18 protein-coding genes and 2 pseudogenes are annotated in these 24,403 nt (G+C 64.7%); 12 read left to right on the top strand and 8 right to left on the bottom strand.

Annotation, left to right across the window (positions count from 1 at the left end; genetic code table 11):
* The first annotated feature begins 64 nt into the window (after window positions 1-64).
* From ASE72_RS17345 to ASE72_RS17335, 3 genes are read left to right on the top strand one after another with little or no spacing between them, the layout of a single operon-like run.
* The gene (locus ASE72_RS17345) at window positions 65-1,522 is read left to right on the top strand and encodes an N-acyl-D-amino-acid deacylase family protein (protein WP_056024580.1); all 1,458 of its coding nucleotides are present in this window, start codon (window positions 65-67) and stop codon (window positions 1,520-1,522) included.
* A gap of 4 nt (window positions 1,523-1,526) precedes the next feature.
* Window positions 1,527-1,919, top strand: a complete 393-nt coding sequence (locus ASE72_RS17340) for a RidA family protein (protein ID WP_056024577.1) — start codon at window positions 1,527-1,529, stop codon at window positions 1,917-1,919.
* A 1-nt stretch (window position 1,920) separates the two neighbouring features.
* Window positions 1,921-3,258 (top strand): GntT/GntP/DsdX family permease, encoded by a 1,338-nt coding sequence (locus ASE72_RS17335; RefSeq protein WP_056024573.1) that lies wholly within the window; start codon window positions 1,921-1,923, stop codon window positions 3,256-3,258.
* A 72-nt stretch (window positions 3,259-3,330) separates the two neighbouring features.
* Here ASE72_RS17335 and ASE72_RS17330 read toward each other — a convergent pair whose 3' ends face one another.
* The 4 genes from ASE72_RS17330 to ASE72_RS17315 all read right to left on the bottom strand — a co-directional run bounded on the left by ASE72_RS17330 (window position 3,331) and on the right by ASE72_RS17315 (window position 10,470).
* Entirely contained in the window at window positions 3,331-5,916 is a 2,586-nt protein-coding gene (locus ASE72_RS17330; RefSeq protein WP_056024570.1) for a glycoside hydrolase family 3 protein, read from the bottom strand.
* A gap of 72 nt (window positions 5,917-5,988) precedes the next feature.
* Window positions 5,989-9,006: a TonB-dependent receptor plug domain-containing protein gene (locus ASE72_RS17325; RefSeq protein ID WP_056024567.1), complete on the bottom strand. Its 3,018-nt coding sequence runs from the start codon at window positions 9,004-9,006 to the stop codon at window positions 5,989-5,991.
* Between the two features lie 274 nt (window positions 9,007-9,280).
* Entirely contained in the window at window positions 9,281-10,024 is a 744-nt protein-coding gene (locus tag ASE72_RS17320) for a TorF family putative porin (protein WP_235532431.1), read from the bottom strand.
* Complete coding sequence (locus ASE72_RS17315; RefSeq protein ID WP_056024564.1) at window positions 10,021-10,470, bottom strand: hypothetical protein; 450 nt, start codon at window positions 10,468-10,470, stop codon at window positions 10,021-10,023. The genes ASE72_RS17320 and ASE72_RS17315 overlap by 4 nt, the downstream gene beginning before the upstream one ends.
* A gap of 442 nt (window positions 10,471-10,912) precedes the next feature.
* On the opposite strand from ASE72_RS17315, the gene ASE72_RS17310 reads away from it, so the two are divergent.
* The 9 genes from ASE72_RS17310 (at window position 10,913) to ASE72_RS19835 (ending at window position 20,837) form a co-directional block, all read left to right on the top strand.
* The gene (locus ASE72_RS17310) at window positions 10,913-11,194 is read left to right on the top strand and encodes a hypothetical protein (RefSeq protein WP_156350613.1); all 282 of its coding nucleotides are present in this window, start codon (window positions 10,913-10,915) and stop codon (window positions 11,192-11,194) included.
* Between the two features lie 156 nt (window positions 11,195-11,350).
* Window positions 11,351-12,835 (top strand): carboxylesterase/lipase family protein, encoded by a 1,485-nt coding sequence (locus ASE72_RS17305; RefSeq protein ID WP_056024833.1) that lies wholly within the window; start codon window positions 11,351-11,353, stop codon window positions 12,833-12,835.
* Between the two features lie 14 nt (window positions 12,836-12,849).
* Complete coding sequence (locus tag ASE72_RS17300) at window positions 12,850-13,611, top strand: SDR family NAD(P)-dependent oxidoreductase (protein ID WP_056024558.1); 762 nt, start codon at window positions 12,850-12,852, stop codon at window positions 13,609-13,611.
* Between the two features lie 129 nt (window positions 13,612-13,740).
* The gene (locus ASE72_RS17295; protein ID WP_056024555.1) at window positions 13,741-15,921 is read left to right on the top strand and encodes a TonB-dependent receptor; all 2,181 of its coding nucleotides are present in this window, start codon (window positions 13,741-13,743) and stop codon (window positions 15,919-15,921) included.
* Window positions 15,922-15,925: 4 nt separating this feature from the next.
* Window positions 15,926-17,326 (top strand): FAD-binding oxidoreductase, encoded by a 1,401-nt coding sequence (locus tag ASE72_RS17290; RefSeq protein ID WP_056024553.1) that lies wholly within the window; start codon window positions 15,926-15,928, stop codon window positions 17,324-17,326.
* Complete coding sequence (locus tag ASE72_RS17285; RefSeq protein WP_056024551.1) at window positions 17,323-18,627, top strand: MFS transporter; 1,305 nt, start codon at window positions 17,323-17,325, stop codon at window positions 18,625-18,627. Before ASE72_RS17290 ends, ASE72_RS17285 begins: the two co-directional genes overlap by 4 nt.
* 68 nt (window positions 18,628-18,695) lie before the next feature.
* Window positions 18,696-19,442 carry a helix-turn-helix transcriptional regulator gene (locus ASE72_RS17280; protein WP_056024830.1) on the top strand — a complete coding sequence of 249 codons (747 nt, stop codon included), beginning with the start codon at window positions 18,696-18,698 and terminating at the stop codon, window positions 19,440-19,442.
* On the top strand, window positions 19,439-20,134 hold the full coding sequence (locus tag ASE72_RS17275) for a FadR/GntR family transcriptional regulator (protein ID WP_056024548.1): 696 nt from the start codon (window positions 19,439-19,441) through the stop codon (window positions 20,132-20,134). The genes ASE72_RS17280 and ASE72_RS17275 overlap by 4 nt, the downstream gene beginning before the upstream one ends.
* A 430-nt stretch (window positions 20,135-20,564) precedes the next feature.
* A complete protein-coding gene (locus ASE72_RS19835) occupies window positions 20,565-20,837 on the top strand; it encodes a DUF3606 domain-containing protein (protein WP_327196496.1) in 273 nt (90 codons plus the stop codon).
* A gap of 195 nt (window positions 20,838-21,032) precedes the next feature.
* Here ASE72_RS19835 and xth read toward each other — a convergent pair whose 3' ends face one another.
* The 4 genes and pseudogenes from xth to ASE72_RS19820 form a co-directional block, all read right to left on the bottom strand.
* Window positions 21,033-21,830 (bottom strand): exodeoxyribonuclease III, encoded by a 798-nt coding sequence (gene xth / locus ASE72_RS17270; protein ID WP_056024545.1) that lies wholly within the window; start codon window positions 21,828-21,830, stop codon window positions 21,033-21,035.
* A 25-nt stretch (window positions 21,831-21,855) separates the two neighbouring features.
* Window positions 21,856-22,509 (bottom strand): annotated as a pseudogene (gene ligD / locus ASE72_RS17265) (non-homologous end-joining DNA ligase); the annotation flags it as partial.
* Between the two features lie 564 nt (window positions 22,510-23,073).
* Window positions 23,074-23,227, bottom strand: a pseudogene (locus ASE72_RS19825) (transposase); the annotation flags it as partial.
* 109 nt (window positions 23,228-23,336) lie between these two features.
* Entirely contained in the window at window positions 23,337-23,723 is a 387-nt protein-coding gene (locus tag ASE72_RS19820; RefSeq protein WP_082446251.1) for a response regulator, read from the bottom strand.
* Window positions 23,724-24,403: the final 680 nt, after the last annotated feature.

Genomic DNA, 24,403 nt, shown 5'->3' with positions numbered 1-24,403 from the left:
TGTTTACATTATTCTGCGCTAGGGTGACAACGCCGTTGTGACCGGAACCGTCGGGGATAGTGGAATGACACGGACGATCATCGCCGGGGTGAGCGTGTACGACGGTACCGGCGCCCCAGCTTACGGCGCGGATGTCGAGATTCGCGACGATATCATCGCGAGCATCCGCCCGGCCGCCAGCCATCCCCCGACCGATTCTATCGATGGACGCGGGCTGGTGCTCGCGCCGGGCTTCATCGATGCGCACACCCATGACGATTTCGCGGTGATTGCCGCGCCCGCCATGACCGCCAAGGTGACGCAGGGTGTGACCACCGTCGTCGTCGGCAATTGCGGGATCAGCGGCGGCATGGATGTCACGGCGCATGGTGACCTGCCCGATCCGCTCGTGCTGTTGGGCGCTGCGGACGCATTCCGGTACGACGACTTTGCCGCTTATGCCCAGGCGGTGGACCGCGCGGGCCCTGCCACCAACGTGGTCGCGCTGGTGGGGCATACCGCGCTGCGCGCGCGGCACATGGACGCGCTCGACCGCGATGCGACGGGGGCCGAGCGCACGGCGATGCGCGCCGATCTGACGACCGCGCTCGATGCCGGCGCGTTCGGGTTTTCGACGGGTCTCGCTTATGCCAACGCAAATGCGGCATCGACCGAAGAGGTCATGGAGCTCGCAGAGGCGCTGCGCGACACTACTGCCCTGTATTGCACGCACTTGCGGAGCGAAGCGGGCGAGATCGTCGCGGCGCTCGACGAGGCGTTCGCGATCGGCCGACACGCCGCCGCGCCGGTGATCGTCTCGCATCTCAAATGCGCGGGCGCGCCGCAATATGGCCGCAGCGGCGAAATCCTCGCGATGCTGGAAACGGCCGCGTTGGAGCAGCCGGTCGGGTGTGACTGCTACCCGTATACCGCCAGTTCCTCGACGCTCGACCTGAAGCAGGTCGTCCCCGAAACCCCGATCAAGATCACCTGGTCCGAGGCGGAGCCCGCGCAAGCCGGGCGCATGCTCGCCGACATCGCGGCAGACTGGGGCACCGATCTGCGGACGGCCGCCGAGCGGCTGCAACCCGCAGGTGCGGTCTACCATTGCATGACCGACAGCGACGTCGACCGGATCCTCGCGCACGACCTGACGATGGTCGGGTCGGATGGCCTGCCGTGCGATCCGCGCCCGCATCCTCGCCTGTGGGGCAGCTTTCCCCGCGTGATCGGCCATTATGCGCGCGACCGTGGATTGTTCTCGATGGCAACCGCGATCCGCAAGATGACCGGCCTTCCCGCCGACCGCTTCGGCCTGAGCGACCGCGGTTATGTGCGCGAGGGGCTGGCGGCAGATCTGGTCCTGTTCGATCCAGCGCAGATCGGCGACCGCGCCACCTACGACGATCCGACCATCCCCGCCGCCGGGATCCTCGGCGTGTGGGTCAACGGCATCGCGACCCTGACGCTTGCGGGCCCGACCGGCGCACGCGGCGGCCGGATGCTGCGGCGTCCAACCCATCCCACCACCAAAGGACTTTGAAGACATGACCGACGAACTCAAGCGCTACGGCGTCGAAGGCGGCAGCGGCACCGGTGGCCAGCATCTTCCGTTCGCGCGCGCTGTCCAGGCCGATGGCTGGCTCTTCGTGTCCGGCCAGGTGCCGATGGTCGATGGCGAAGTGATCGACGGCGGGATCATCCCGCAGACTCACCAGGCGATCCGCAACGTCCTGAAGATCCTGGAAGAAGCCGGCTACGGCCCCGAACATGTCGTCCGTTGCGGCGTGTGGATCGACGACGCGCGCGACTTCATGTCGTTCAATCGCGTGTTCAAGGAATATTTCGGGGCGAACCCGCCGGCGCGCGCCTGCGTCGTTTCGCAGATGGTCGTCGACTGCAAGGTCGAGGTCGACTGCATCGCCTGGAAGAAGCCCTAAGATGGCGCTGGGCGGCCTGCTCCTGATCGAGGCGGGGGTCGCGGTCGCCCTGCTCATCGTGCTGATTGTCCGGGTTCGACTGAGCCCGTTCATCGCGCTTACCCTCGTCTCGCTCGGGCTGGCGCTGGTCGTCGGGATTCCACTCGGCGGGATCGTCAAGAGTTTCGAGGCGGGGGTCGGCGGCGCGCTCGGCCATATCGCGCTCGTCGTCGGGCTCGGCACCATCCTCGGCAAGATGATGGTCGAGTCGGGCGGTGCCGAGCGGATCGCGGATACCGTCATCGGTTTCTTCGGGCCCGCCCGCGCCGACTGGGCGATGATGACGGTCGCGCTAATCGTTGGGCTGCCCGTGTTCTTTGAGGTCGGGTTCGTCCTGCTCGTGCCGATCGTCTTCACGCTCGCGCGGCGGCTTGGGCAGCATCCGATGCGGATGGGGCTGCCGATGGCGGCTGGCCTTTCGGTGGTCCACGCAATGGTCCCGCCGCATCCCGCCGCTTTGCTCGCAACGCAGGCGTATAACGCCGACGTCGGGCTGACCGTGCTGTTCGCGCTGATCGTCGGCATCCCGACGGCGGCGATCGCAGGGCCGCTGTACGGGCGGCTGATCGTGCCACGGCTGGCACCCCTGCCGATTGCGCCTGTCCCGGTTGCGGACGAACATGACGACCGGGTGCTCCCCGGCTTCGGGATAACGCTCGCGACGTTGCTGCTTCCGGTCGTGCTGATGATGGCGGGCAGCCTGGCGACCGCGGTCGCCGTGCCGGGATCGACCCTTGATGGCATCTTGCGCTTCGTTGGAACCCCCGTGGTCGCGCTGCTTGCCGCGGTTCTCGTCAGCTATTGGACGCTTGGCCTCGCGCGCGGGATGAACCTCGGCACGATCCAGAAATTCACCAACGACTGCCTCGCGCCCACCGCGATGATCACGCTGGTGGTTGGCGTCGGCGCGGGGTTCGGGCGGGTGCTGATCGACAGCGGCGTGTCGGACGCGATCGTCGCCGCCGCGACCAGCGTGCATCTGCCGATCGTCCTGCTCGCCTGGCTGATCGCGGCACTGATGCGCGTTGCAACCGGATCGGCGACGGTATCGATGGCCACCGCCGCCGGAATCATCGCGCCGCTTGCCGCCGCCAATCCTGGCATCCGCCCCGAGTTGCTCGTCCTCGCGACGGGCGCGGGATCGGTGATCCTCAGCCACGTCAACGACGGCGGCTTCTGGCTGGTGAAGGAATATTTCGGGCTCAGCGTCGCCGACACGATCCGCAGCTGGACGGTGTGCGAGACGCTGATCTCGGTCATCGGGCTGGTGCTGACGCTCGCCCTGTCACTGGTGGTCTAGCACCCCGTTCACCGTTGTCCGGTGGAGGACCCCAAAATCGACGCAGCTAGCGCGCGACGTCGCTGCGAACAGTCATTTCGGAAGCACGATGCGATCGCCAGTGATGGTCACGTCGGTCCACACCCCCCCACCCGTTGCCTCGGCATCACCCGGTTGTCCGCCTGCCACGAACAGCCGGTAGTGCCCGGGAACGATCGCGCGCGTTCCGTCACGCTCGACCAGACTGAGGCTGCGCGGTTCGATCGTGAGCGCAACCGCACGGCGTTCGCCGGCACGCAGCGTGGTCCGGCTGAACCCCACGAGTTGCCGCTGCAGCACGGGCGTGGTGCGGCCCTGTTCCTGCGGCGCGGTCGGCGCGAGATAGGCCTGTACGACCTCGTCGCCCGCGACCTTGCCGACATTGCGGACCCCGACCGTGACGACCAGCGGCTGCCCCGCCACGATGCTGGTCGTCGAGGGCGAGACCGCGTCATACGCAAAGCGCGTGTAGCTGAGCCCATGACCGAACGGATACAACGGCGTGCCGGTGAAGAAGCGGTAGGTCCGGTTCTTCATGCTGTAGTCGATATACGCAGGCATATCGCGCGTCTGCGCATAGACCGTCACCGGCAGCCGCCCGCCGGGATTGATATCCCCCGCGAGCATCCGCGCGATCGCGGTCCCACCCGACTGGCCGGGATACCAGGCCGCGACCACCGCATCGGCGTTCTGCTTGCTCCATGCGTCGGCAATCGCCGAGCCGGTCATCTGCACCACGACCAGCGGTTTCCCCGCGGTCGCGAGCGTTTCCAGCAGCGCACGTTGCGGCTGCGGAAGTTCGATCGCGGTGCGATCGCCGCCGATGAACCCGGGTACGTCGAGCCGCAACGCCTCTCCCTCCAGCGTCGGGGAGAGGCCTGCGAACACCACCACCACGTCCGCTGCACGCGCGACCGCCAGCGCTTCCTCGCGTTGCGCCGCATCGGGCGCGACCCAGCGCAATCCTATCCCGCCGTCTTCACTGACATGGCGATATTCGATGCGGATCGCGTGCGGCTTGGTGTCTTCGAGGTCGACGCTCGCCTCGACCGCGCTGTCGTCGCCGACATCGGTGATGATCGCCTTGTCATCGAGCCATAGCTGCACCGGATCATGCCCGTCGCAATCGAAGCAGCGCGCGACGTCCAGCCGCAGGCGATAGCGTCCCGGCGCGGGCGGCGTGAGCTGCCCGGTCCAGCGGACCCCGTAGCCCTTTTCCGCCAACCCCGGTGCAGGCGGCGCGCGGTCCCAGTCGAAGTCGATCTTGCGGTCCTGCCGAGTGACCGAAGCCATTCCGGTCATCGCGCTGGTCCGGAAATACTCGCCCTTCAGCCCAGGCTTTCCGCCTGCCGACAAAGCGGTCTCGGGCACGGGCAACGGCACCCCTTCGGCAAGACCGCTGCCCTGCGCATAGCGGACCTGCGCCGCACCGAAGCGCGTGCGGATCCCCTCCAGCGGGGTGACCGGGGCCGCGGCGGTGCCATGATAATTCGCCTCGAGCACATCGAGCGAGTCCGCATTCGGCCCGATCACCGCGATCTTGAGACCGGGCTTGAGCGGAAGACGGTCCTTGTTGGTGAGCAGCACCAGCGACTTTTCCGCCGCAATCTGTGCCAGCGCGCGGTGCGCCGTCGTATCCACCTGCGACGGCTTGATCCGATCCCACGGGCTCCGTTGCCCGAATGCGATCCCAAGCGCCGCACGCGACGACAGCACCCGGTGCAAGGCGGCATCCACAGTGGCTTCGGGAACGAGGCCCTGGCGGACCGCTGCGGGCAGCGCATCGTAGCTTGGCCCGCAATCGAGATCGGTGCCCGCCGAGAGCGCCGCGGCGGCAGCGCCGGGCAGGTCAGGCTTATAATAATGGAAGGTGGTGATGTAGCCGACCGCGTCGCAGTCCGACACGACCATCCCGCGGAAATTCCAGTCACCGCGAGCACGGTCGTTGAGCAACGCTGCCGACGCGCACGCCGGCGTGCCGTGCAGCGAATTATACGCGCACATGATCGATCGTGCGCCGCCCTCGATCACCGTGCGGCGGAAGGCGGGGGTATAGGTCTCCGCCATGTCGCGCGGCGACACGTCCGCATCGAAGCTGTTGCGCCCGGCTTCGGGGCCCGAATGCGCGGCATAATGTTTGGGGGTGGCGATCGCCTTGGGGTGGTCGGGATCCGGCCCCTGGATTCCTCGCACGAACGCGACGCCGAGCGTGCCGGTCAGGTACGGATCCTCGCCATAAGTCTCCTGCCCCCGGCCCCAGCGCGGATCGCGGAAGATGTTGACGTTGGGCGACCAGATATGGAGCCCCGAGAAGCGACGCCGGTCGCTGGTCCTGGGCTTGGCATTGTACTTGGCGCGGGCCTCGGTCGAGACGACGTCGCCGACCTGATGGAGCAGGTCGGTGTCCCAGGTCGCGGCAAGCCCGATCGCCTGAGGGAAGACGGTCGCGATCCCATCGCGCGCGAAACCGTGGAGCCCCTCGCTCCAGTAATCATATCCGGGCAGGTCCAGCCTGGGCACCGCCGGCGCGGTGCTGCCGAGCTGCGCCGCCTTTTCCTCGAGCGTCATTGCCGAGATCGCCGCTCCGACGGCCGGCGTGGTGGTCTGGGGACCGGCGGCCATCAACAGAAAGAGCAGCATCGACGTCCCTCGCAACAGGCCGGAGTATCGAGGGCCGGATCGCGCCGATCGGCTATCCGGCCCGCGTTCGCGTCAGAAGTTGGCGCGCATGCCGACACGGAACGCACGACCGACCACGTCGTAGAGGCCCGGATTGGTCACATCGCTCGGGACCGTCGCTGCGTCCTTGTTGAAGACGTTGTCGACCTTGACGTACCCCTGCACGGCGGGGGTGAACTTGTACGACGCACCGACATCGACATACAGCGCACCATCGAGATGGTTACGGTCGATCGTCGGATTGTTGATCGTCGATACCGGGCAGTCGGTCTGGCACACGACGAACTCGTTGCTGATCACGCCCGCGCTGATCCAGCGTTCCTGTAGCGTCAGCGCGAACAGGTCGGTCGTCCAGTCCTGCATCGCGAGGACCTTCCAGCTCGGCGTCGCACCCTGCCCCAGGTTCACGCCTGCACCCTGGATCGGGATCGTGTTCGGCAACCCGCGATCGGACACGAAATTCTTCACGTGCGTGGCGAGGCCGCGCACCGTGGCCCGGCCGGGCAAGCCGATACCGGACAACGGGATCTGATAGCTCGCCTCGATGTCAAAGCCGTCGGTGAAGATCGAGGCGAAGTTGAACGGCTGGACCGTCACCGATGCGTTGTTCGCATCGCTGATGTCGAAGCTGTTGCAGGTGAACGTCACGCCGGCGAAGCAGAGGTTGATCTGCGTCTGCGCGTCCAGTGCCGCGATCGCGCTGTTGATCTTGATCCGGTAATAATCGACCGAGATATTCAGCCGCGGCGCCCAGCTTGGGCGGGACAGGATGATGCCGAACTCGGTATTCCGCGCGACTTCGGGGCGGAGTGCGGGGTTGCCCGTCGTCGTCTGCAACACGGTGAGCGTGCGTCCCGGGGTGAACGGATCCGTCGTCCCCGTACGGTTGCTCGTGACCGGCGCCGCGAACAGCTCGCTCAGATTGGGTGCGCGAATGTCGCGCGACGTCACGCCGCGAAGCCGGATGCCGTCGAGCGGCGTATCCCACGTCCCCCCGATCTTCCACGTATAGACGGTTCCCGACGTGCTGTAGTTCGTCGCACGCGCGGCGCCGTTCAGGTTGGCCTTGCCGATGGCGTCGGAGTCGAACAGCGGCGCGTTCAGTTCGAGGAACGTCTCATACACGCTATAGGCGCCGCGCCCGTCGCGGTAGTTGCCGGCATACCAGTTGCCACCCTGTGGGTTGAGCAGCGGATCGCTCGGATACTGGTCGTTATACGCACCGCTGGTCACGACGCCGTTGCCATAGGGATCGGCATTGACGCTGTAGAATTCGTGGCGGTACTCTCCGCCGAACGCGAGTGCCAAGGGCCCCGCGGGGAGTTGCAGCGGTTCGCCACTTACCGAGAAGCTGGCGACGTCCTGCGTCTGGCGGGTGTGCTGATAGGGTCCGTTTTCCGGCGTGATGTAGTTCAGCGCGGCGGCGCTGGGCGTCTGTCCGCCAATGATGTTGATCGGGACGCAACCGCTGGCGACGGCGACCGGATTTGCGCAGGTGATCGTCCCGTCAGGCGCGCGGACCGCCTGGATCGCGGCATTGTACCGCGGGATCACCGGGATATCGTGAACCGTGATGTCGGTGATCCCGGTGCCGTGCGCGTAATAGGCGTCGTAACGCCAGTCGCTGCCGAACGCCTGGACCTTGCCCTTGGCCCCCGCGACGAACCGGTACTGCTCGCGCTCGGTCCGGACGGTGATCGGATTCGGGAAGATCGCATTGCTGACGCCGTAGCGGAACTCCGTGATGCCATTCGCGTCACAGGCGGCCTGGACCGATGCCGGGACATAGGGATTGGAGCATTGCAACGTCAGATTGCCGAACTGGGCGGACCCGATATTGGGGATGTTGCCCGTCGTGACCCGTGCAACGTTCACCGTCGTGTAAATCTCGTTGTCGGGCGCGATATCGAAGCCGATCCGGCCATAGCCACTCAAGCGCGTGATCGAGGATTTGAGCGAATTCGCATTGGTCACGTTGCCCGACCGGTCACCGCCCTCGCAGACGCCGTTGAAGCAGCCCAGAACATTGCCATTGGCGTCCCGCGCCGGAACGCCGTTCGACCCATAGTCGAACTGCCGGGGATTCCCGTCCATATCGAACGCGGTGCCTTGCAGCGGGCCTGCCGTGATCAGCCCGTAAAGCGCCGTGTTGTTCGCCTGCGTAAAGCTGCGGTCGAGATACTGCGGCAGCCCGTCGTCCATGATCCCGCGGTTGATCAGATTGCGCGAAACCAGCCAGTTGCGTCCGCCCGGGCCGCTGCCGTTGGGATCCGAACCGACGCCGAACCCCGCCGACCCGATACCGTCTTCATGACTGTATTCGCCGCTGCCGATGATGTGGAGCCGGTCGTTGAGGAGCGATTTTCCGACCGCAGCCTGGACGGTGTAGTTGCCGTCGTCGCCATACGTGCTCACCCCGGACTGGAGGTTGGCCTTGAACCCGGTGAAGCGCGTGTTGGTCACGAAATTGACCACGCCGCCGACCGCGTCGGATCCGTAGCTTGCGGACGCACCGCCCGTCACGACGTCGACGCGGTCGATCAGCAACTGGGGGAAGAGGCTGACGTCAGCGACGCCGGTGACATTGGCGCCGACGACGCGCTGGCCGTCGATCAGCGTCAATGTCCGGATCGGCTGCAGACCGCGCAGGCTGAGTGCGCTCAGGCCCTGCACGCCCGTCGAGGTGCCGTTCGACCCCACCGTTGCGCCCGTGCTGCCCTGTAGTGACGGCAACTGCGCCACGGTCGTAAACACGTTTGGCTGCGCGTTCTTGCCGATCGCGTCCGCGTTGAGGACCTGGGTCGGCGTCGGTGCCGTGAAACCGGACGCGGTGATACGCGATCCCGTGACCACGATGTCGGATTGACCTGAGGCGGGCGCCGCTGGCGCCTCGGCAGCCTGCGGGGCTTCCACAGCCTGATCAACGGGGGCCTCCGGCGCAGGTACCGGCGCGGGCGCGGTCGGCACCTCCTGTGCGAGCGCTGGCGATGCCAGCATCGTCGATGCGATGAAAATCGCTCGCAGCGATTTCAGAGTGGTGGCCCGCTGCATCAGGATCTCCCCTTGTGGCCGCGGGGTCAATTGGGACCTCCGAGACTGAAACTTGTCCTAAATCAATCAGACACCCTACCGCAATAAATATTTCATCAAGTTTCTTTATCTATTAGATTGGAATTCTTTGTCAGGGTTGATCGTATGTGTCGCACTGCAGCACCGCCCGACCGATACCGAACAGACGTCGAGATGCCGCCGGGAAGCGCGCACTGCCCGACGGTCTACAATCTCGCGAAATTCTGAGCCGGTGTCGTTCGGCTCTGCAGATCTGTCAGAACGAAATCTGGACGCGGCCGAGGACCCTGTCCGCCACGTTGCCGCGATCGGCGAACCTGTTGGCGTCACCCCTCCGGGCGACGTCAGTGCCGACATAATCCACGCCGATCGTCAACCGATCACGACGATGTTCGAGCCCAAGCCGCCAATTGGTGTAGCTTCCGCCCGGTCGAAGGCGCTCGGCACGAACGGGGTCGCTGACACTGCCGGTCGAATGGCCGAGTTCGCCGAGTATCGTGAGCGGCGTACCGGGAATACCGGCATTGGCGCTTGCATAGAGATAGACGTTGCTGCCGCCGATCGCCCGCTGCGACGGGGCCGCCGTGGCACCTAGCGTCGCGTATACCGGACCATAGGCATAGCTTGCCGATACCGCACCCTCGACATAGTCCATCCGCCCCCGCGCACCGGCGAACGCATGCCCGATGGCATCGGTGCGGATCCGGACCGCGCCAAGGTCCCAGCCGGTCCCGACGACGAGGTCGACCACCGCGTCGGCGCCGTCATGTCGCGCGCTGCCACGCGTCGTCACCGCCCGCGCCGATACATCGATCGGCCCGAGCGAAACCCGAACGTCCCCGGCGGCGGCGGCGCGCCCCTCGGTCCAGCTCAGGCCCCGCCGTACCTCGTCGGTCATGACCTCGACAGAGGCCGAACGGGCATTCTGGGCAACTGCCGGCGTCACGAGCGCCCAGCCCGCGACACCGAGCATGCCTGCCCGCGTCAGATCCGCGATCATCCGGCGCGCTGCTCGCCGTGGATCCGATCGAGTTCGGCACGCAGCATTGCTTCGTCTTCCTGCGCCACGACCATCAGATGACGCTTCATGTCCGCGGTCTTGTCCGCAACTTCCCGCGTGATCGCTCGCCGACTCGCGACGCACCAGCCAGGCCGGGTACCCGACACGCCAGGCTCGCTGTCGATGGTGCGGACAAGGTTCGTACCCGATGCCGCTACGGCATGACGCGCCACGGTCATGGTTGCAGCCCAGTCGCAGCGCAACGACGACGCTCGGCCGCCGGGAGATACCGCGCCGACCTGCTTGTGCGTGATGGCGACATCACCGCGATATTTTACGGCGACCGGACCCGTGTGATGATCGACTTGATTCTGGTGATCCACGGACATGCCGATCACGGCGCCAGTGGCGGCGAGTGCCAGCCCGGCTGTGAGTAGATACGCCATATGTGCTCTCCTTTGATCTTCCGATCACGGGGGATCGGGACTGCTGATCCTTTCGGATGATGGATCGGACCAGCTGAGATGAGAGGAGGCAATCAGGCCAGGCCTAAACATCGAGCTACCCCGATGCGGTCCGACATCACGTTCGACCGAAGACAAGCGCCAGAGGGGCCCGGCCCGCATGGTCAAACTAACGTTTCGGCAGCGAGGGTCAAGATGATTATAGGTAATCACCGCAGCTGTTGACATGAAACGCGCGCATCCCGATGTTACGTCGATGGACGCTCTTGCAACCCATAAGCGTTTTCGCGACCACGCCGGCCAACTCGCCGCACGCGATTAGCCCGAGCTCGCGACCGCGTGTCGCTTGAGTTCGGGCTTTATTCGATCTGACCTTTGGGATGCGCTTGGCGCGCCCATGTTCTCGAATAGCGGAAACCGCACAGTGGCAGACCATAACTCAAAGACTGACGGGTATTACCGGGGCAGCACGCTATCGCGCACGCAAAACGATGTCGTGACGATGCCGGCCAGTAACGCGCCCGAGTCCGCAACACCGGGCCAGGGTGGCGCGCGGCTCGACCGGTTGAATTTGCAAGCCGATCGATACGAGAGCCGGGATGACATTCAGAACTGGCTCGGCCGGCTCATGGACCTCAATCTCGTCCTCCTCATCCTGTTCGTTGGCGTTCCGGTGCTTGTCTATTGCATCGTCGAAACGGGTTGAACGGTTCTTCGGCTCACGCAGTATCGCGGCCAACCCCACGCGTTTTGAGCCGGGCGCGCGCATTGCCGCCGCTGGGCATCGTATTCCTACCGCGAGGCATAGCCACCGCGCTTCCCTGGCGCCCCCTTCCCGCGGCATGATCCGACGATGGTAACGATGCGCAATGAAATCGTGAGGCTCGCCACTGGCGACGTCCAGGGCTGTTCGGAAGACGGCGTGTCGTTCTATCGCGCCATCCCGTACGCCGCAGCCCCGGTGGACGAAAATCGGTTCCTCGTCCCCCAACCTGCTCTTCCGTGGGCAACGCAGCGCGACGCGACGGCGCCGGGGGCAAACGCGCCGCAGCGGACGCGACAGGTGCCGGGGCTGGATGCCGCGCCGCTGATCGGTACAGGCTGGTCGAAGGGCGACGCGTATCTGACGCTCGACGTCCTTCGTCCCGATGACCAGCGCACCGCCCTCCCCGTCATGGTCTTCATCCACGGCGGCGGGTTCGTCGTCGGCTGTAAGGACGCGTCGGTACAGGACGGCAGAAGCTTCGCACGCGACGGCATCGTCTATGTCGCGCTGAATTACCGGATGGGGATCGACGGGTTCCTGCCGATACCGGGCGTGCCGACCAACCTCGGCCTGCGCGACATGCTCGCCGGGCTTGGCTGGGTGCAGGACAACATCGCGGCATTCGGGGGTGATCCCGCGAACGTCACGGTGTTCGGCGAAAGCGCAGGCGCGATGGCGATCGCCGACCTGATCACCTCGCCACTCGCCAAGCGCCTGTTCCGCCGCGCGATCGTGCAGAGCGGACATGGCGGCATGACGCGCGATATCGGCGTTGCGCAGCGTCTGGTGCGCAAGCTCGCGAAGCTCCTGCGCATCACCCCCGATCGCGCGGGCTTTGCCAGCGTACCTCCCGGCGAGGCCATGCTCGACGCCGTGGAGAAGGTCTCGCTCCCGACGACGCGCCTCGACCTGCGCGGTCCCGACGGACGCGAGCCGGTGTTCGGGATCAGCCGCTTCGTACCCGTCCATGGCGACGACGTGCTCCCGATCGCGCCGCTCGACGCGCTCAGCCAGGGTGCAGGCGCCGAGGTCGACCTGCTGATCGGCAGCAATGCCGAGGAGATGAACCTCTATCTCATCCCCAGCGGTGTCCGCGACAAGCTTGGCAAGCTGCTCGCCTGGTTCGTGCTCCGCAAATCGCAGCCGCGCGCATGGGCGGTGCTCAAGGCCTATGGCATGGGCAGCGGAAAGGCGCCCGGACAGGCGCTGACCGATGCGATGACCGACCTCGTCTTCCGCTGGCCCGCGCGGCGGTTCGCCGAGGAGCATCAGGGGCGCACGCATCTGTACGAATTCGAATGGCGCTCGCCGCGCTTCGATGGTGAGCTCGGCGCCTCGCACGGCATGGAACTGCCGTTCGTGTTCGACAGCCTTGCAACCTGCACCGGCGAGGACGGCCTGTGCGGCACCAGTCCGCCGCAGGACCTGGCGGATCGTGTCCACAGGCTCTGGGTCGATTTCGCGCGCGACGGCTCGCTCCCCTGGGCACCGTTCGAGCGCGACACGCGGATCGTCTACAGGCTTGCCGCCGGCGAAGCACGGTTCGAGCCGCCGATGCCCGCCGCTCCATTCCTTCCCTGACCGGAGCGCCCCGCATGTATTTCGACCGTCTGCGTCTCGATGGCCGCACCGCGCTGGTCACGGGTGGCGCGCAGGGCATCGGCTATTGCTGCGTCGATGCGCTGGCCGAGGCAGGCGCACGCGTCACGATCGCCGACCGCGATTCCGACGCGATCGATGCGGCGATCGATTCGCTCCGCGCGAAAGGCCATGACGTCGACGGCGTCGTCCTCGACGTCACCGACCCGGGCCGGGTGACTCAAGTCGCCGATCAGTTCGGCACGATCGACATCCTCGTCAACAATGCCGGCATCGCGCGCAGCGAGACCGCCGCCGAAGACGTGACCGACGAGCATTGGCGCGACGTCATCGACGTCAATCTCAACGGCACATTCTGGTGCGCGCGCGCCTTTGGCCGGCACATGCTCGCGGCCGGAAAGGGCAGCATCGTCAACGTCGGATCGATGTCGGGGTTCATCGTCAATCGTCCGCAGCCGCAGAGCTATTACAACGCGTCGAAGGCCGCCGTGCATCACCTGACGAAGAGCCTTGCCGCGGAATGGGCACCGCGCGGGGTACGCGTCAACGCGGTCGCGCCGACCTATATCGCGACGCCGCTCAACGCCTTCGCCGACAAGGACGGCGCGATGTACAAGCGCTGGATCGACGGCACGCCACAGGCCCGCCTCGGAGATCCGGAGGAGGTGGCCTCGGTCGTCCATTTCCTCGCGAGCGACGCGGCCAGCCTGATGACCGGCAGCATCGTGCTCGCCGATGGCGGGTATAGCTGCTGGTGAGCGACCCCGCATACCGGCCAAGCCTAGAATCCGATCGGCATAGTCGTCAGCCTTTCCGATAGGTCGGGTCGAGCGCACAACCTTTCAGACAGGTGAGCAAAGACTCGCCAGCCGTAGAGAGGATTACCGATGCGCCTTCGCACCCTGCTTGCTGCCTCGACCGCTGTCGTTCTCACGCTGCCCGTGCCGAGCTGGGCGCAGGTCGCCGACACCCCCGACGCGACCGCCTCCACCCCGCCCGGCCAGGCCGCCGCCGCCGCGCCGCAGACCGGCGATCAGGACATCGTCGTCACCGCGCGCAAGCGGGCAGAGACGTTGCTCGACGTGCCGATCGCCGCGACCGCGATTAGCGGCAACACGCTGACAGAACGCGGTATCAATTCGGTTCGCGAGGCCGCGGCGCTGACCCCGGGCCTGAACATCGCGAGCGACGGCGCGGGGCGCGCGTTCGTCTCGATCCGCGGCGTCGGCGTCACGCTCGTCCAGTCGGTGCAGCCTGGCGTCGGCCTGTTCATCAACGGCATCTACCAGCCCAACACGTCGTACCTGAACAACCCGCTGCTCGACATCGACCGGATCGAGGTGCTGCGCGGGCCGCAGGGTACGCTGTACGGCAAGAACACGCTGGGCGGCGCGATCAACGTCATCACCCGCCAACCCTCCAACGCGGTCGAGGCGCGCGGCAATCTGAGCTTTGCCGGACCCGACGACAGCATCCTGGCGTCGGCGTCGGTCAGCGGCCCGATCATCAGGGACAAGCTGCAGGTCCGGATCGCCGCCGGCCACCGCCAGCAGGACGGCTTCCTGCGCAATCCGCTGCTCGGCACCGACGCCAGCCCGTTCAAGACGGACTCGCTGAACGGCACGATCCGCTTCGCGCCGGTCGACGACATCGTGCTGACCGTCAACGGCTATTATGACTGGGTGAAGGGCGCGAACACGCCCTATGCGCGCGTCACCAGCCCGACCGACTATTCGCGCAATGTGCAGTTCAACGCACTGTCCCGCGTCGAATATCGCTATCGCGGCGTCAATGCCCGGCTCGAGACGCCGATCGACGCGATCAGTTCGAAATTCACGCTGGTCGGCTCCTATGACGCGCGCAACGGCATCTCGCCCGACAGCGACGCCGATTTCGGTCCGCTCGACATCGCCCGCTCGGCCGGCACGGACAAGCTGCGCACCAAGACCGTCGAGGCGCGTCTCGATACCGAGATCGGCAGCACGCTGAGCTCGCTGTTCGGTCTGTTCTACAGCCGCGAGACGACCGGCGCGACCGACACGACGCGGATCGTCCCCGCCAATCTCACCCGCCTCACCAACAACGCGACCCAAGCGGACACCTATGCGGCGTTCGGCACGCTGTTCTGGAAACCGACCACGGCCTGGGAAATCGCACTCGGCCTGCGCTACGACCATGAGAAGCGCAGCGCCACCGGCGACGTCGCGATCTCGGTCGGTCCGGTCAGCCTGCCCCCGACCATCACCAACGCGCAGTTGAAGTCCGACCAGGTCGAGCCGCGGTTGTCGATCACGCGCCACTGGACCCCCCAACTGATGACCTACGCCTCGGTTGCGCGCGGCTATCGTGGTGGCGGCTTCAACGCGCCGACCGCGCCGATCCGGACCTACAAGGGTGACTCGGCCTGGACCTATGAAATCGGCTCCAAATACGTCTCGCCCGACCGCGTGTTCAGCCTTTCGGGCGACATCTTCTACAATGACTATTCCGATTATATCGGGCTCAATTCGATCGCGCCGGCGACCGGCGGCGGGCTGGTCACGGTCGATCTCAATTCGGGCGACGTCGAAAGCTACGGCGCCGAGCTCGAAGCGACGCTGCGCCCGGTCAGGAACTGGACGATCAACGGCAGCGTCACCTACGTCCATGCGCGGCTCACCGATTCCACGCCATACACGCGCGTGACGGGGCGAACGCTGTCGTCGGACCGGCTGACCTTCCAGCCCGATTTCACGGGCAATATCTATAGCGACTACACGATCCCGCTTGGCGGCACCGACACGCTGACCCTGACGGGCGGCGTCGTCGCCAAGGGCCGCCGCCTTGCCGGGACGCTCAACCAGACCACGCCCACCTTCCTCAAGGGCTATGCGCTGGTGAACACGGCGATCACCTATCGGACGGGGCCGATCGAATTGGCGGTGTTCGCCAACAACCTGCTGCAGAAGGACTATTTCGACGCCTATATCGAAAAGACCACGTTGCAACTCGCGGGGCTTCCCGCCTCCGATCTCGGCATCATCGGTGACCGCCGCCGTATCGGCGTCCGCCTCGGTTTCAGGTTCTGATCCCATGCATCTCGACACGTCCTTCGTTCGGGCAGCGCTCGACCCCGCATTCCTCGCCCGGCTGCGCGACCGGTTCGGGACCAGCCTCCACCTGACCGACGCGATGCTGCGCCAGCACGGCGCGAACGAAGCGCATTTCGATGTCGTCCTTCCCGACGCGGTCGTCTTCGCGCGCTCGACGCAGGACGTGGTCGACCTGGTCACCCTGTGCGTCGCTGCCGACGTCCCGATCGTGCCGTTCGGCGCGGGGACCTCGATCGAGGGCAACGCCGTCCCGGTCCGCGGCGGCGTCAGCGTCAATCTCGGCGAAATGAACCAGATCGTCGCGGTCAACGCCGACGACTTCGATTGCACCGTGCAGGCCGGATGCCGCCGCGAACAGCTCAACGAACATCTGCGCGATACCGGGCTGTTCTTTCCGATCGACCCGGGTGCCAACGCCACGATCGGCGGCATGGCGTCGACCCGGGCGAGCGGCACCAACGCGGTCCGCTACGGCACGATGCGCGAGGCGGTTTTGAGCCTCACGGTCGTCACCCCCGATGGCAAGGTCATCACGACCGCGCGCCGCGCGCGCAAATCCGCCGCCGGCTATGACCTCACACGGCTCTACGTCGGCAGCGAAGGCACGCTCGGCATCATCACCGAGGTCACGCTGCGCCTGCATCCGATCCCCGAGACGATCTCGTCCGCCGTGTGCGGCTTCGAAAGCCTCGAGGGGGCGATCACCACCGTCGTCCAGGCGATCCAGGTCGGCGTACCGCTCGCGCGGGTCGAGATCCTTGACGACATGCAGATCCGGGCGGTCAACGCCTGGTCAAAGCTCGGACTGCCCGAGGTGACGACGTTGTTCTTTGAATTCCACGGCTCGCCGAACGGCGTCGCCGAGCAGGTCGAGATGGTCAGCGCGCTCGCCGCGGACAATGGCGGTGGCGACTTCGCCTGGTCCAACCTGCCCGAAGAACGCGCCAGGCTCTGGAAGGCGCGGCACGAAGCCTATTATGCGGCGGTCGCGCTCAGGCCCGGTGCGGTCGGCTGGACCACCGATGTCTGCGTGCCGATCAGCCGCCTTCCCGAATGCATCACCGCGACCAAGCATGACCTTGCCGGCGCGAGCATGCCCGCGACCATTCTCGGCCATGTCGGCGACGGCAATTTTCACGTGATCTTCGCGATGGACCCGAATTCGTCCGACGAACTGCGCGAGGTCAAGGCGATCAACGACCGCCTCGTCGCCCGCGCGCTTAACATGGACGGCACGTGCACCGGCGAACACGGCATCGGTCTGGGCAAGCAGGACTGGCTGGTCAAGGAACTCGGCGACGCGGTCGACGTGATGCGCGTGCTCAAGCGCGCCCTCGATCCGAAGAACCTGTTCAACCCCGGCAAGATCTTCAGCCTGTGACCGGCGCATCGCCGCCGCCGGCGCCTCCGTTCGCCCGCTCGCTTCTGCCATTGTTCGCGCTCGCGCTGGCGATGATGCTCGGTTTCGCACTGATGGGCTCGTTCGGCACCGTCCAGGAGGGCGCGAAGGCCGAGCTGCACCTCAGCGACTATAGCCTCAGCCTGATCCAGGGGTTGAGCGCCGCGCTGCCGCTCGCGCTCTTTTCGATCCCGATCGGTATCCTCGTCGATCGCCACAACCGCGTGCGCATCATGCTCGTGCTGGTCACGACGTTCGTCCTCGGTACGATGCTGACCGCGTTCGCGAACAGCGTCCTGCTGCTGTTCGTCGCGCGGATGCTCACCGGGATCGGCACGACCGGCGCGCTCACCGCGGCGCTATCGCTCTGTGCGGACCTCTGTGCACCGACGCAGCGAGGGCGTGCGCTGCTCATCATCAATCTCGGCAAGTCGCTTGGTCAGGCGATGGCATTCGGGCTAACCGGGATCCTGTTCGGCATGGTCGCGCATGGCGGCGCGCCCGCGCGGTTCTGGCAAGCGGCACCGTGGCGCAGTGCGCATCTCATGCTCGGGATCCTCGGCGCCATCCTGATGATCCCGCTATTCCTTATGCGCGAACCCGCCCGTCGGGAGGTTGCCGCCAGCACGCATGCACCACTGCGCGTCGTCGCCGGCGAACTCTGGGCACGCCGCAACTTCCTGCTGCCACTGTTCGTCGGCCAGGTCGGCGTCGTCATGGCGGACGCCGCGGCAGCGATCTGGGCCGCGCCCGTTCTCTCGCGCAGCTTCGGCCTGCAGCCCGATCAGGTCGCATATTGGATGGGGCCGCTCATCTTCTTCGCAGGCTTGCTCGGCGCGATCCTGGGCGGGCTTTCTGCCGACTGGGGTCAGAAAAGCGGACGACGTGGCGGGCTGCTGATCGGCGCCGTGATCGCCGCCGCGATCGGCATCCCCGCGGCACTCTTCCCGATCGCGCCGTCGGTGCCGGTGCTCGCCGCGACGCTCGGTACGCTGCTGCTGTGCGGCGCCGTCACTGGCGTGGTGACGTCGGTCGCGCTGACCGTCCTCATTCCCAACGAACTTCGCGGGCTCTGCATCGGCGCGTTCATCGCCATCGCCGGGCTGATCGGCTTCGGCGTCGCACCAACCTTGGTGGCCGTCGCCAGCAGCCTCTACGGCGGCGAAAGCCATCTCGATCAGGGCCTCGCGACGATCGGTACGCTCACCAGCCTCCTGTCGCTGATCGCCTTCTACGTCGCGATGCGTCGCGCGCCCTTGTCCGCGACGAGCGAACCTATCTGAAAGCAGTTGCGTTAGCTATCCGATAGGTTATGATGGCCTTCTACCTGGAAAACGGGAGGAGAGGCATGATGAAGGCACGGATCGAGGTATCGCCGGAGATGGTCGCGCTTGTCGGTGACGGCCCCGCCGCGCTCGATGACTGGACCGAGACTGCCATCGGCTTCAGCTACGTCTTCTCCCCCGCGACCTGCGCATTCCACCCGGATGCCGACACGGCCGGCGATCTGGCAGCAGCCGATATAATGTTTATCGTCCAGCGCGACGCGTGCACGCGCATCTTCGGCATGCTGCCCGACGCTGCGGCGACCTGGCACATGCCAAGCCAGATGCGCGGGATCGCGCTCGCGGTCCGCGACTGTCGGCTCACGGGCCTCGCCGCGACGACGTTGCGCGTCGCCAAGAGCATCGAACTCCTGTGTGCGACCTTCGAACAGCTCGGCGATGGCAGCCTGATCCCGGCCGATGGCACCGGCGCGCTGACCGCCTCCGAGGCGGGGCGCATCGCCGCGGCACGCGACCTGATCGACAAGCGCTGGAACGAAAAGCTGACATTGGAGACGATCTCGCGCGCATGCGGCATCAACCGCGCGCAGCTGACACGTGGGTTCCGGTCGATGTTCGCGATGAGCGTCGCCGATGCGATCGCCGACCGCCGACTGGGTGGCGCGCGCCAGCTGCTGCTTGCGACCGACTTGCCCGTGTCGGCGATCGGCTACAAATGCGGCTATCTCAACAATGCGAGCTTCACGCGCGCCTTCTCGCGCCGCTTCGGCCAGGCACCGACCCAGCTCCGCAACGCCCGGCTCGCCGCATGAGCGACTCGCTGGTCGACCAGGCCGTCCGCCGCGTCCGCGCGCACATCCGCGACCATGATCTGAAGGTCGGCGACACGCTTCCCGGCGAAGGTCATTTCGCGACGGAACTCAGTGTCAGCCGCGCGGTCATGCGCGAAGCTTTCGGTGCACTCGCCGCGCTCCGCCTCATCGACGTCGGCAACGGTCGCAAGGCCCGGGTCGGCGCGATCGACGGTTCGGTGATGGCGGCCTCGATCGACCACGCGGTCGCCACGGCGCAGGTCACGACCACCGAAGTGTGGGATGTCCGGCGCACGCTGGAGCTGCGCACAGCCGCGCTGGCCGCCGAACACCGCAGCGATCAGGACGTCAGGGTGATAGCCGATCATGCCCGGCAGATGGCGTTGTACGCGAACGATCTCGATCGACTCATCGGCCATGACATCGCCTTTCATCAGGCCATTGCGCGGGCCGGCGGCAATGCGCTGTTCCATCAGATCGTCCGCTCGTTCGAACAATTGATGCGGGTAGCGGTGCCAACCGCTTGGTACACGCGCGAAACCGAAGCGCAACGCGACGTGGTCTTCCACGTGCATCAGGACATCGCGCAGGCAATTGCAGACCGGGCGCCAACCGAGGCAGCGGCGCTAATGGACTCGCACTTCGACAATGCGATCAGCGACGTCTTTCGCGGGAAAGCGCACTCGGCGTAGGCAAGACACGCACGCTGATTTAGCGGCTTCACGTCGAATGCCTCGGTCCTGCGGTCGCGATCACGCAAGCCGACGCAACATTTCTTGATGCTGGCCCCTTCGACGGGAACCCTGAGGGGCACGGATTTCAGCAGTACTTTAAACCCTGGATGCGCTGCCGTTGATCGGATCCATTCGCTTATCGCTACGGCAACGCCGGCGGACAGAATTGCCTCATTGTCCGTCCAGTCGCTCGGCGCGCTGACGTAAATGTTGCTTCTATGCGCGAGTGCAGAAATGCAAAAGGCCCCCGCGGCGTTGACCGAGGAGGCGTTGCAAGTCAAGTTGGTTGCGGGGACAGGATTTGACCGCTGTAGAACTCGATTCTGCCTGACGAGCAGCGCCATCGTGTCACCCACCGCGGCGGTTTAGTGGACGACTTGACGTAGCTATTTCCCGAAATTCCTCGGGAACGTCTTGTGGCCCAAGCGTTTCAAAGTCTCGGAGTTTTAAGGACGTAAAAATAGCAGACGACAAAAGCAAGACCGACGGCCGTGATCGCAGCCGTGTTTCGGGTAGCGAACCTTACGAGGTCGAGTATTTCGCCCAGAAGCATGGATTGAGTGCGCAGCAGGCGCGTGACCTAATTGCCGAGGTCGGGAACGACCGTGAAAAGCTCGACGCTGCTGCAGGCAAGATAACCGGTCAACGCGGTAGCGCCTGAACACCGGCAAGGTGCTGTCTCAGCGCCGTCGAAATGAGCAGATGTCACCGGCGCCCCGCGACAGCCGGAGCGCAGTGCCCGAAATTACGCGGGATGGCGACCTGCGCCTGCAGGCCTCAGCGGCTTTGGACGGGCGTCCCAAGCCGGCGCATTATCAAGTGCACAGTGTAACGATCGCTTGCGCCGGCCCGACAATCAGGTTGCGGAACGCTTCCGTCTCGCGGCCTTCAGTTTCATCCAGACAGGGGCATGGTCGCTGGACTTCTCCCAGCCCCGGACGTGATGATCGACCTGCGCGTCCGCCAGTCGCGCGGCCGCAGGGGCGTTCAGGAGAAGATGATCGAGCCTTAGCCCGGCATTGCGACCATACGCGTTCCTGAAGTAGTCCCAGAACGTGTAGATCGTTTCGTCGGGATGCTTTGCCCGCAGCGCATCCAGCCAACCCTGATCGATCAAACGAAAGAACGCGGCTCGGACTTCTGGCGCAAACAGCGCGTCCTTGATCCATCGTTCCGGCTTGTAGACGTCCATCTCGGTCGGCATCACATTGTAATCGCCGGCCAGCACGACCGGCGCATCGGTGCCGAACAGCGTGGCCGCATGGGCGATCAAGCGTTCCATCCAGGCGAGCTTGTAGTCGAACTTCGGACCCGGCCTCGGATTGCCATTGGGTAGATAGAAGCCTGCTATCAGGATACCGCCAACGGCCGCTTCGAGATAGCGGCTCTGCACGTCGTCCGGGTCGCCCGGCAACCCCCGTCGGGTCTCGACGGGTTCGGCGCCCCGGGCGAGGATGGCGACGCCGTTCCAGCTCTTTTGACCCTGCCAGATCGCGCCATAACCAGCCGCCTCGATCGCGCTCAATGGGAACTTCTCGTCCGGCGCCTTCAGTTCCTGCAGGCAGACGACGTCGGGCTGTGCTTCCTCCAGGCAGCGCAGAAGCACCGGCAGGCGACCGTTGATGCCATTCACGTTGTAAGTCGCGATCTTCATCGGCGCACCGGGCGAAGAGAGTCGATCATAGGTCGGGCAAAATTTGGTCAGCGCGTCCCCAACCGACCAGATCCTTTGACGCTGCGCGCTTCAGCAGCGCGCCTGCATCGCCGATATGCCAGCCCGATGCGCGATCGAGTTTAGCGAGCTCTTTCCACGTGATAGGCACGGCAACGGGCGCGCCCTCGCGAGCACGAGCGCTGTACGGCATAACTGCCGTCGCCCCGCGCTGATTGCGCAAATAGTCGATGAAGATGCGTCCGGTTCGCTTGGCCTTTGCAAGGGCTGCGGTAAATCGATCGGGTTCGGACTGGGCCAGGACGAGTGCCAAGCGGTGTGCGAAATCCTTCACGGCCGGCCACTCGTCTTGCGGTGTTAGCGGCGCGATGACGTGAATGCCCTTTCCGCCCGTCACCATCGGAAAGGTCTTGAGACCCATCTGGGCCAACACGTCGCGAACATGAAGGGCCGCGGAAATGACGTCCTTGAAATCGAGGCCTTCATCAGGATCAAGATCGAACACCAGCCGGTCGGCCTTCTCGACGTCTTTGATCCGCGCACCCCAGCCGTGGAACTCGATCGTACCCATCTGGACGCAGGTGACGAGACCCTCGGCATCGTCAACGAACAGATAGGGTTCGTCATGTCCGTCCTTCTCGGCAATCCCGACATGGTGGACATCCACGCTCTCCTCACGGAGCCTGAATCAGATCGCGCCTCTCACATCAATGGGTCCTGACCCTAGCCCGGCCGCTGCTAACGCCTCGTCCGCGTGCTTCAGGTGGCGGGTGTGCGCGAAGAAGAGCAAATCCATCCCGCCGCGGATAGCGTCTTCGCGTAGGAACTGGCCCTTTGACGGTAAGATCACGTCTTGCATGCTGCCATGATTACCGAACGGGCTGCGGAAAGCTACAACATGCTTGCGACAGGGGTGGAATGTTCCTTTGTGACCCTTACCGCCTCTGCGTCCTTGAGTTTGCGCGAAGACGCTAAGCTTGCCGGCTAAAACTTAATCTCTAATACCACAGGCATGTTCCCGTGATGCCATTATAATCTGTCTGATTTTTAATCGCTACTGCTTAGCCCCGGCGCGGCAGGCCATTCGTCGGCTCGGGCGGAAGACATGGGCGGTGATCTAGGCGTTCCGCATGTTGACCATTGAGCACAGGCAACAAGTAAGGGCCGAGCCCGAATTTTAGCCAAAGCGAAGCCATTTTACGGCGCAGCCGTTTACGGCGGTGCTGGGCGCATCACGCCAGCGCAGTCCATTGCGGTTCACGAAAACGATGCCGCTCAACACCCGCCGGTCGTTAACTAGCGGCTTACCATGGCTCTTGAGGGAAATATGGCCGCAGGCGCGGCATCTGTTCGTCCGTCAGCCAGTACAGGTCGCTGATCCCACGCTCTTCTCACGGAGCCTGAATCAGATCGCGCCTCTCACATCAATGGGTCCTGACCATAGCTTCGATATAAGAAGCCTTTAGGCATTTAGTTAAAAAACCTAGGCTATGCGGCGTTCCTCAAGCCGAGTAGGCTCTCAATCGCAATTCCAAGATTGTTTACGGTGAATGGTTTCGCGATAAAACGATCTGCTACATCGGCTCGATTATTAGTTTCACCTGTATGCCCCGACATTACGATTGTCTTCAATGTCGGGCGCAGGCGAGACGCCTCTTCAATCAAATCGAAACCATTTAATTTACCCGGCATTCGCACGTCGGTTATAAGCAAGTCTATTTCTTTATTGTTTACCAATATTGGTAAAGCATCGTCACCACTAGCCACGACTACTACACGGTACCCAAACTCTTCGAGGTACTCGTTAACTAACATTCTGATTACATTATCATCTTCTACCAGGAGAATGGTGGTGAACCTCGACAGCGATTTCATTGTCTCAAGACACTCCGCACAATCCAACGAGATTAGGGCCTCAGTGCCGTGGTAATGGTTACAAAAGCTCTGGTCCTTGAAGATAACGCTTTGGTGGGCTCGATGACAAGCGAAATGCTTACGGAATTGGGATATTATGTAATTGCTGTTGACACAGTCGAATTGGCTGCACGCGCGCTTGACGAATATTCCATTTCGGTTTTACTTTGTGATGTTGCTCTGCCGGGCAAATGACGGTCGTGGATCTAATTAAACACGGGGCAACGGCACTGCCATCAACTATTATAGTCATGTCTGGCGACCCCGAACCGGTTGGACTCCCCTCTCGCGTTCGGTATCTTGCTAAACCCTTCACGATGACGCAACTGGCCCGAGCTTGCTCCCCTTCTATTGCTAACGATGCCTGATTTTACGGTATGAAAGAGGCAAGCGCCACAAGACAGCGTCTTGCCCACTGCCGCAATATGCTAACGCCAAAGACGCTCCGTTGCCGGTCATGGCTGCGATAGGCCTGGCGCCTCTGGGTCAATCTGCGAGGCTTCGTCGGACGGTTCGAAGCGCAAAGTCCATCGGGGGTAGCCTCCCGGCGCGATCTCAATATCGGGCAGTCCTACCAAGTCGGAGCCGGTCTCAACCCATCCCGCACCGTGGCACCGATCGCATGCAGTGCGCTTGCAGCG

This window comes from Sphingomonas sp. Leaf20 (genome assembly GCF_001421535.1).
Taxonomy (GTDB): Bacteria; Pseudomonadota; Alphaproteobacteria; order Sphingomonadales; family Sphingomonadaceae; genus Sphingomonas.
The sequence above is the reverse complement of the archived record's forward strand: the minus strand, read 5'-3'. Positions and strand labels throughout refer to the sequence as shown.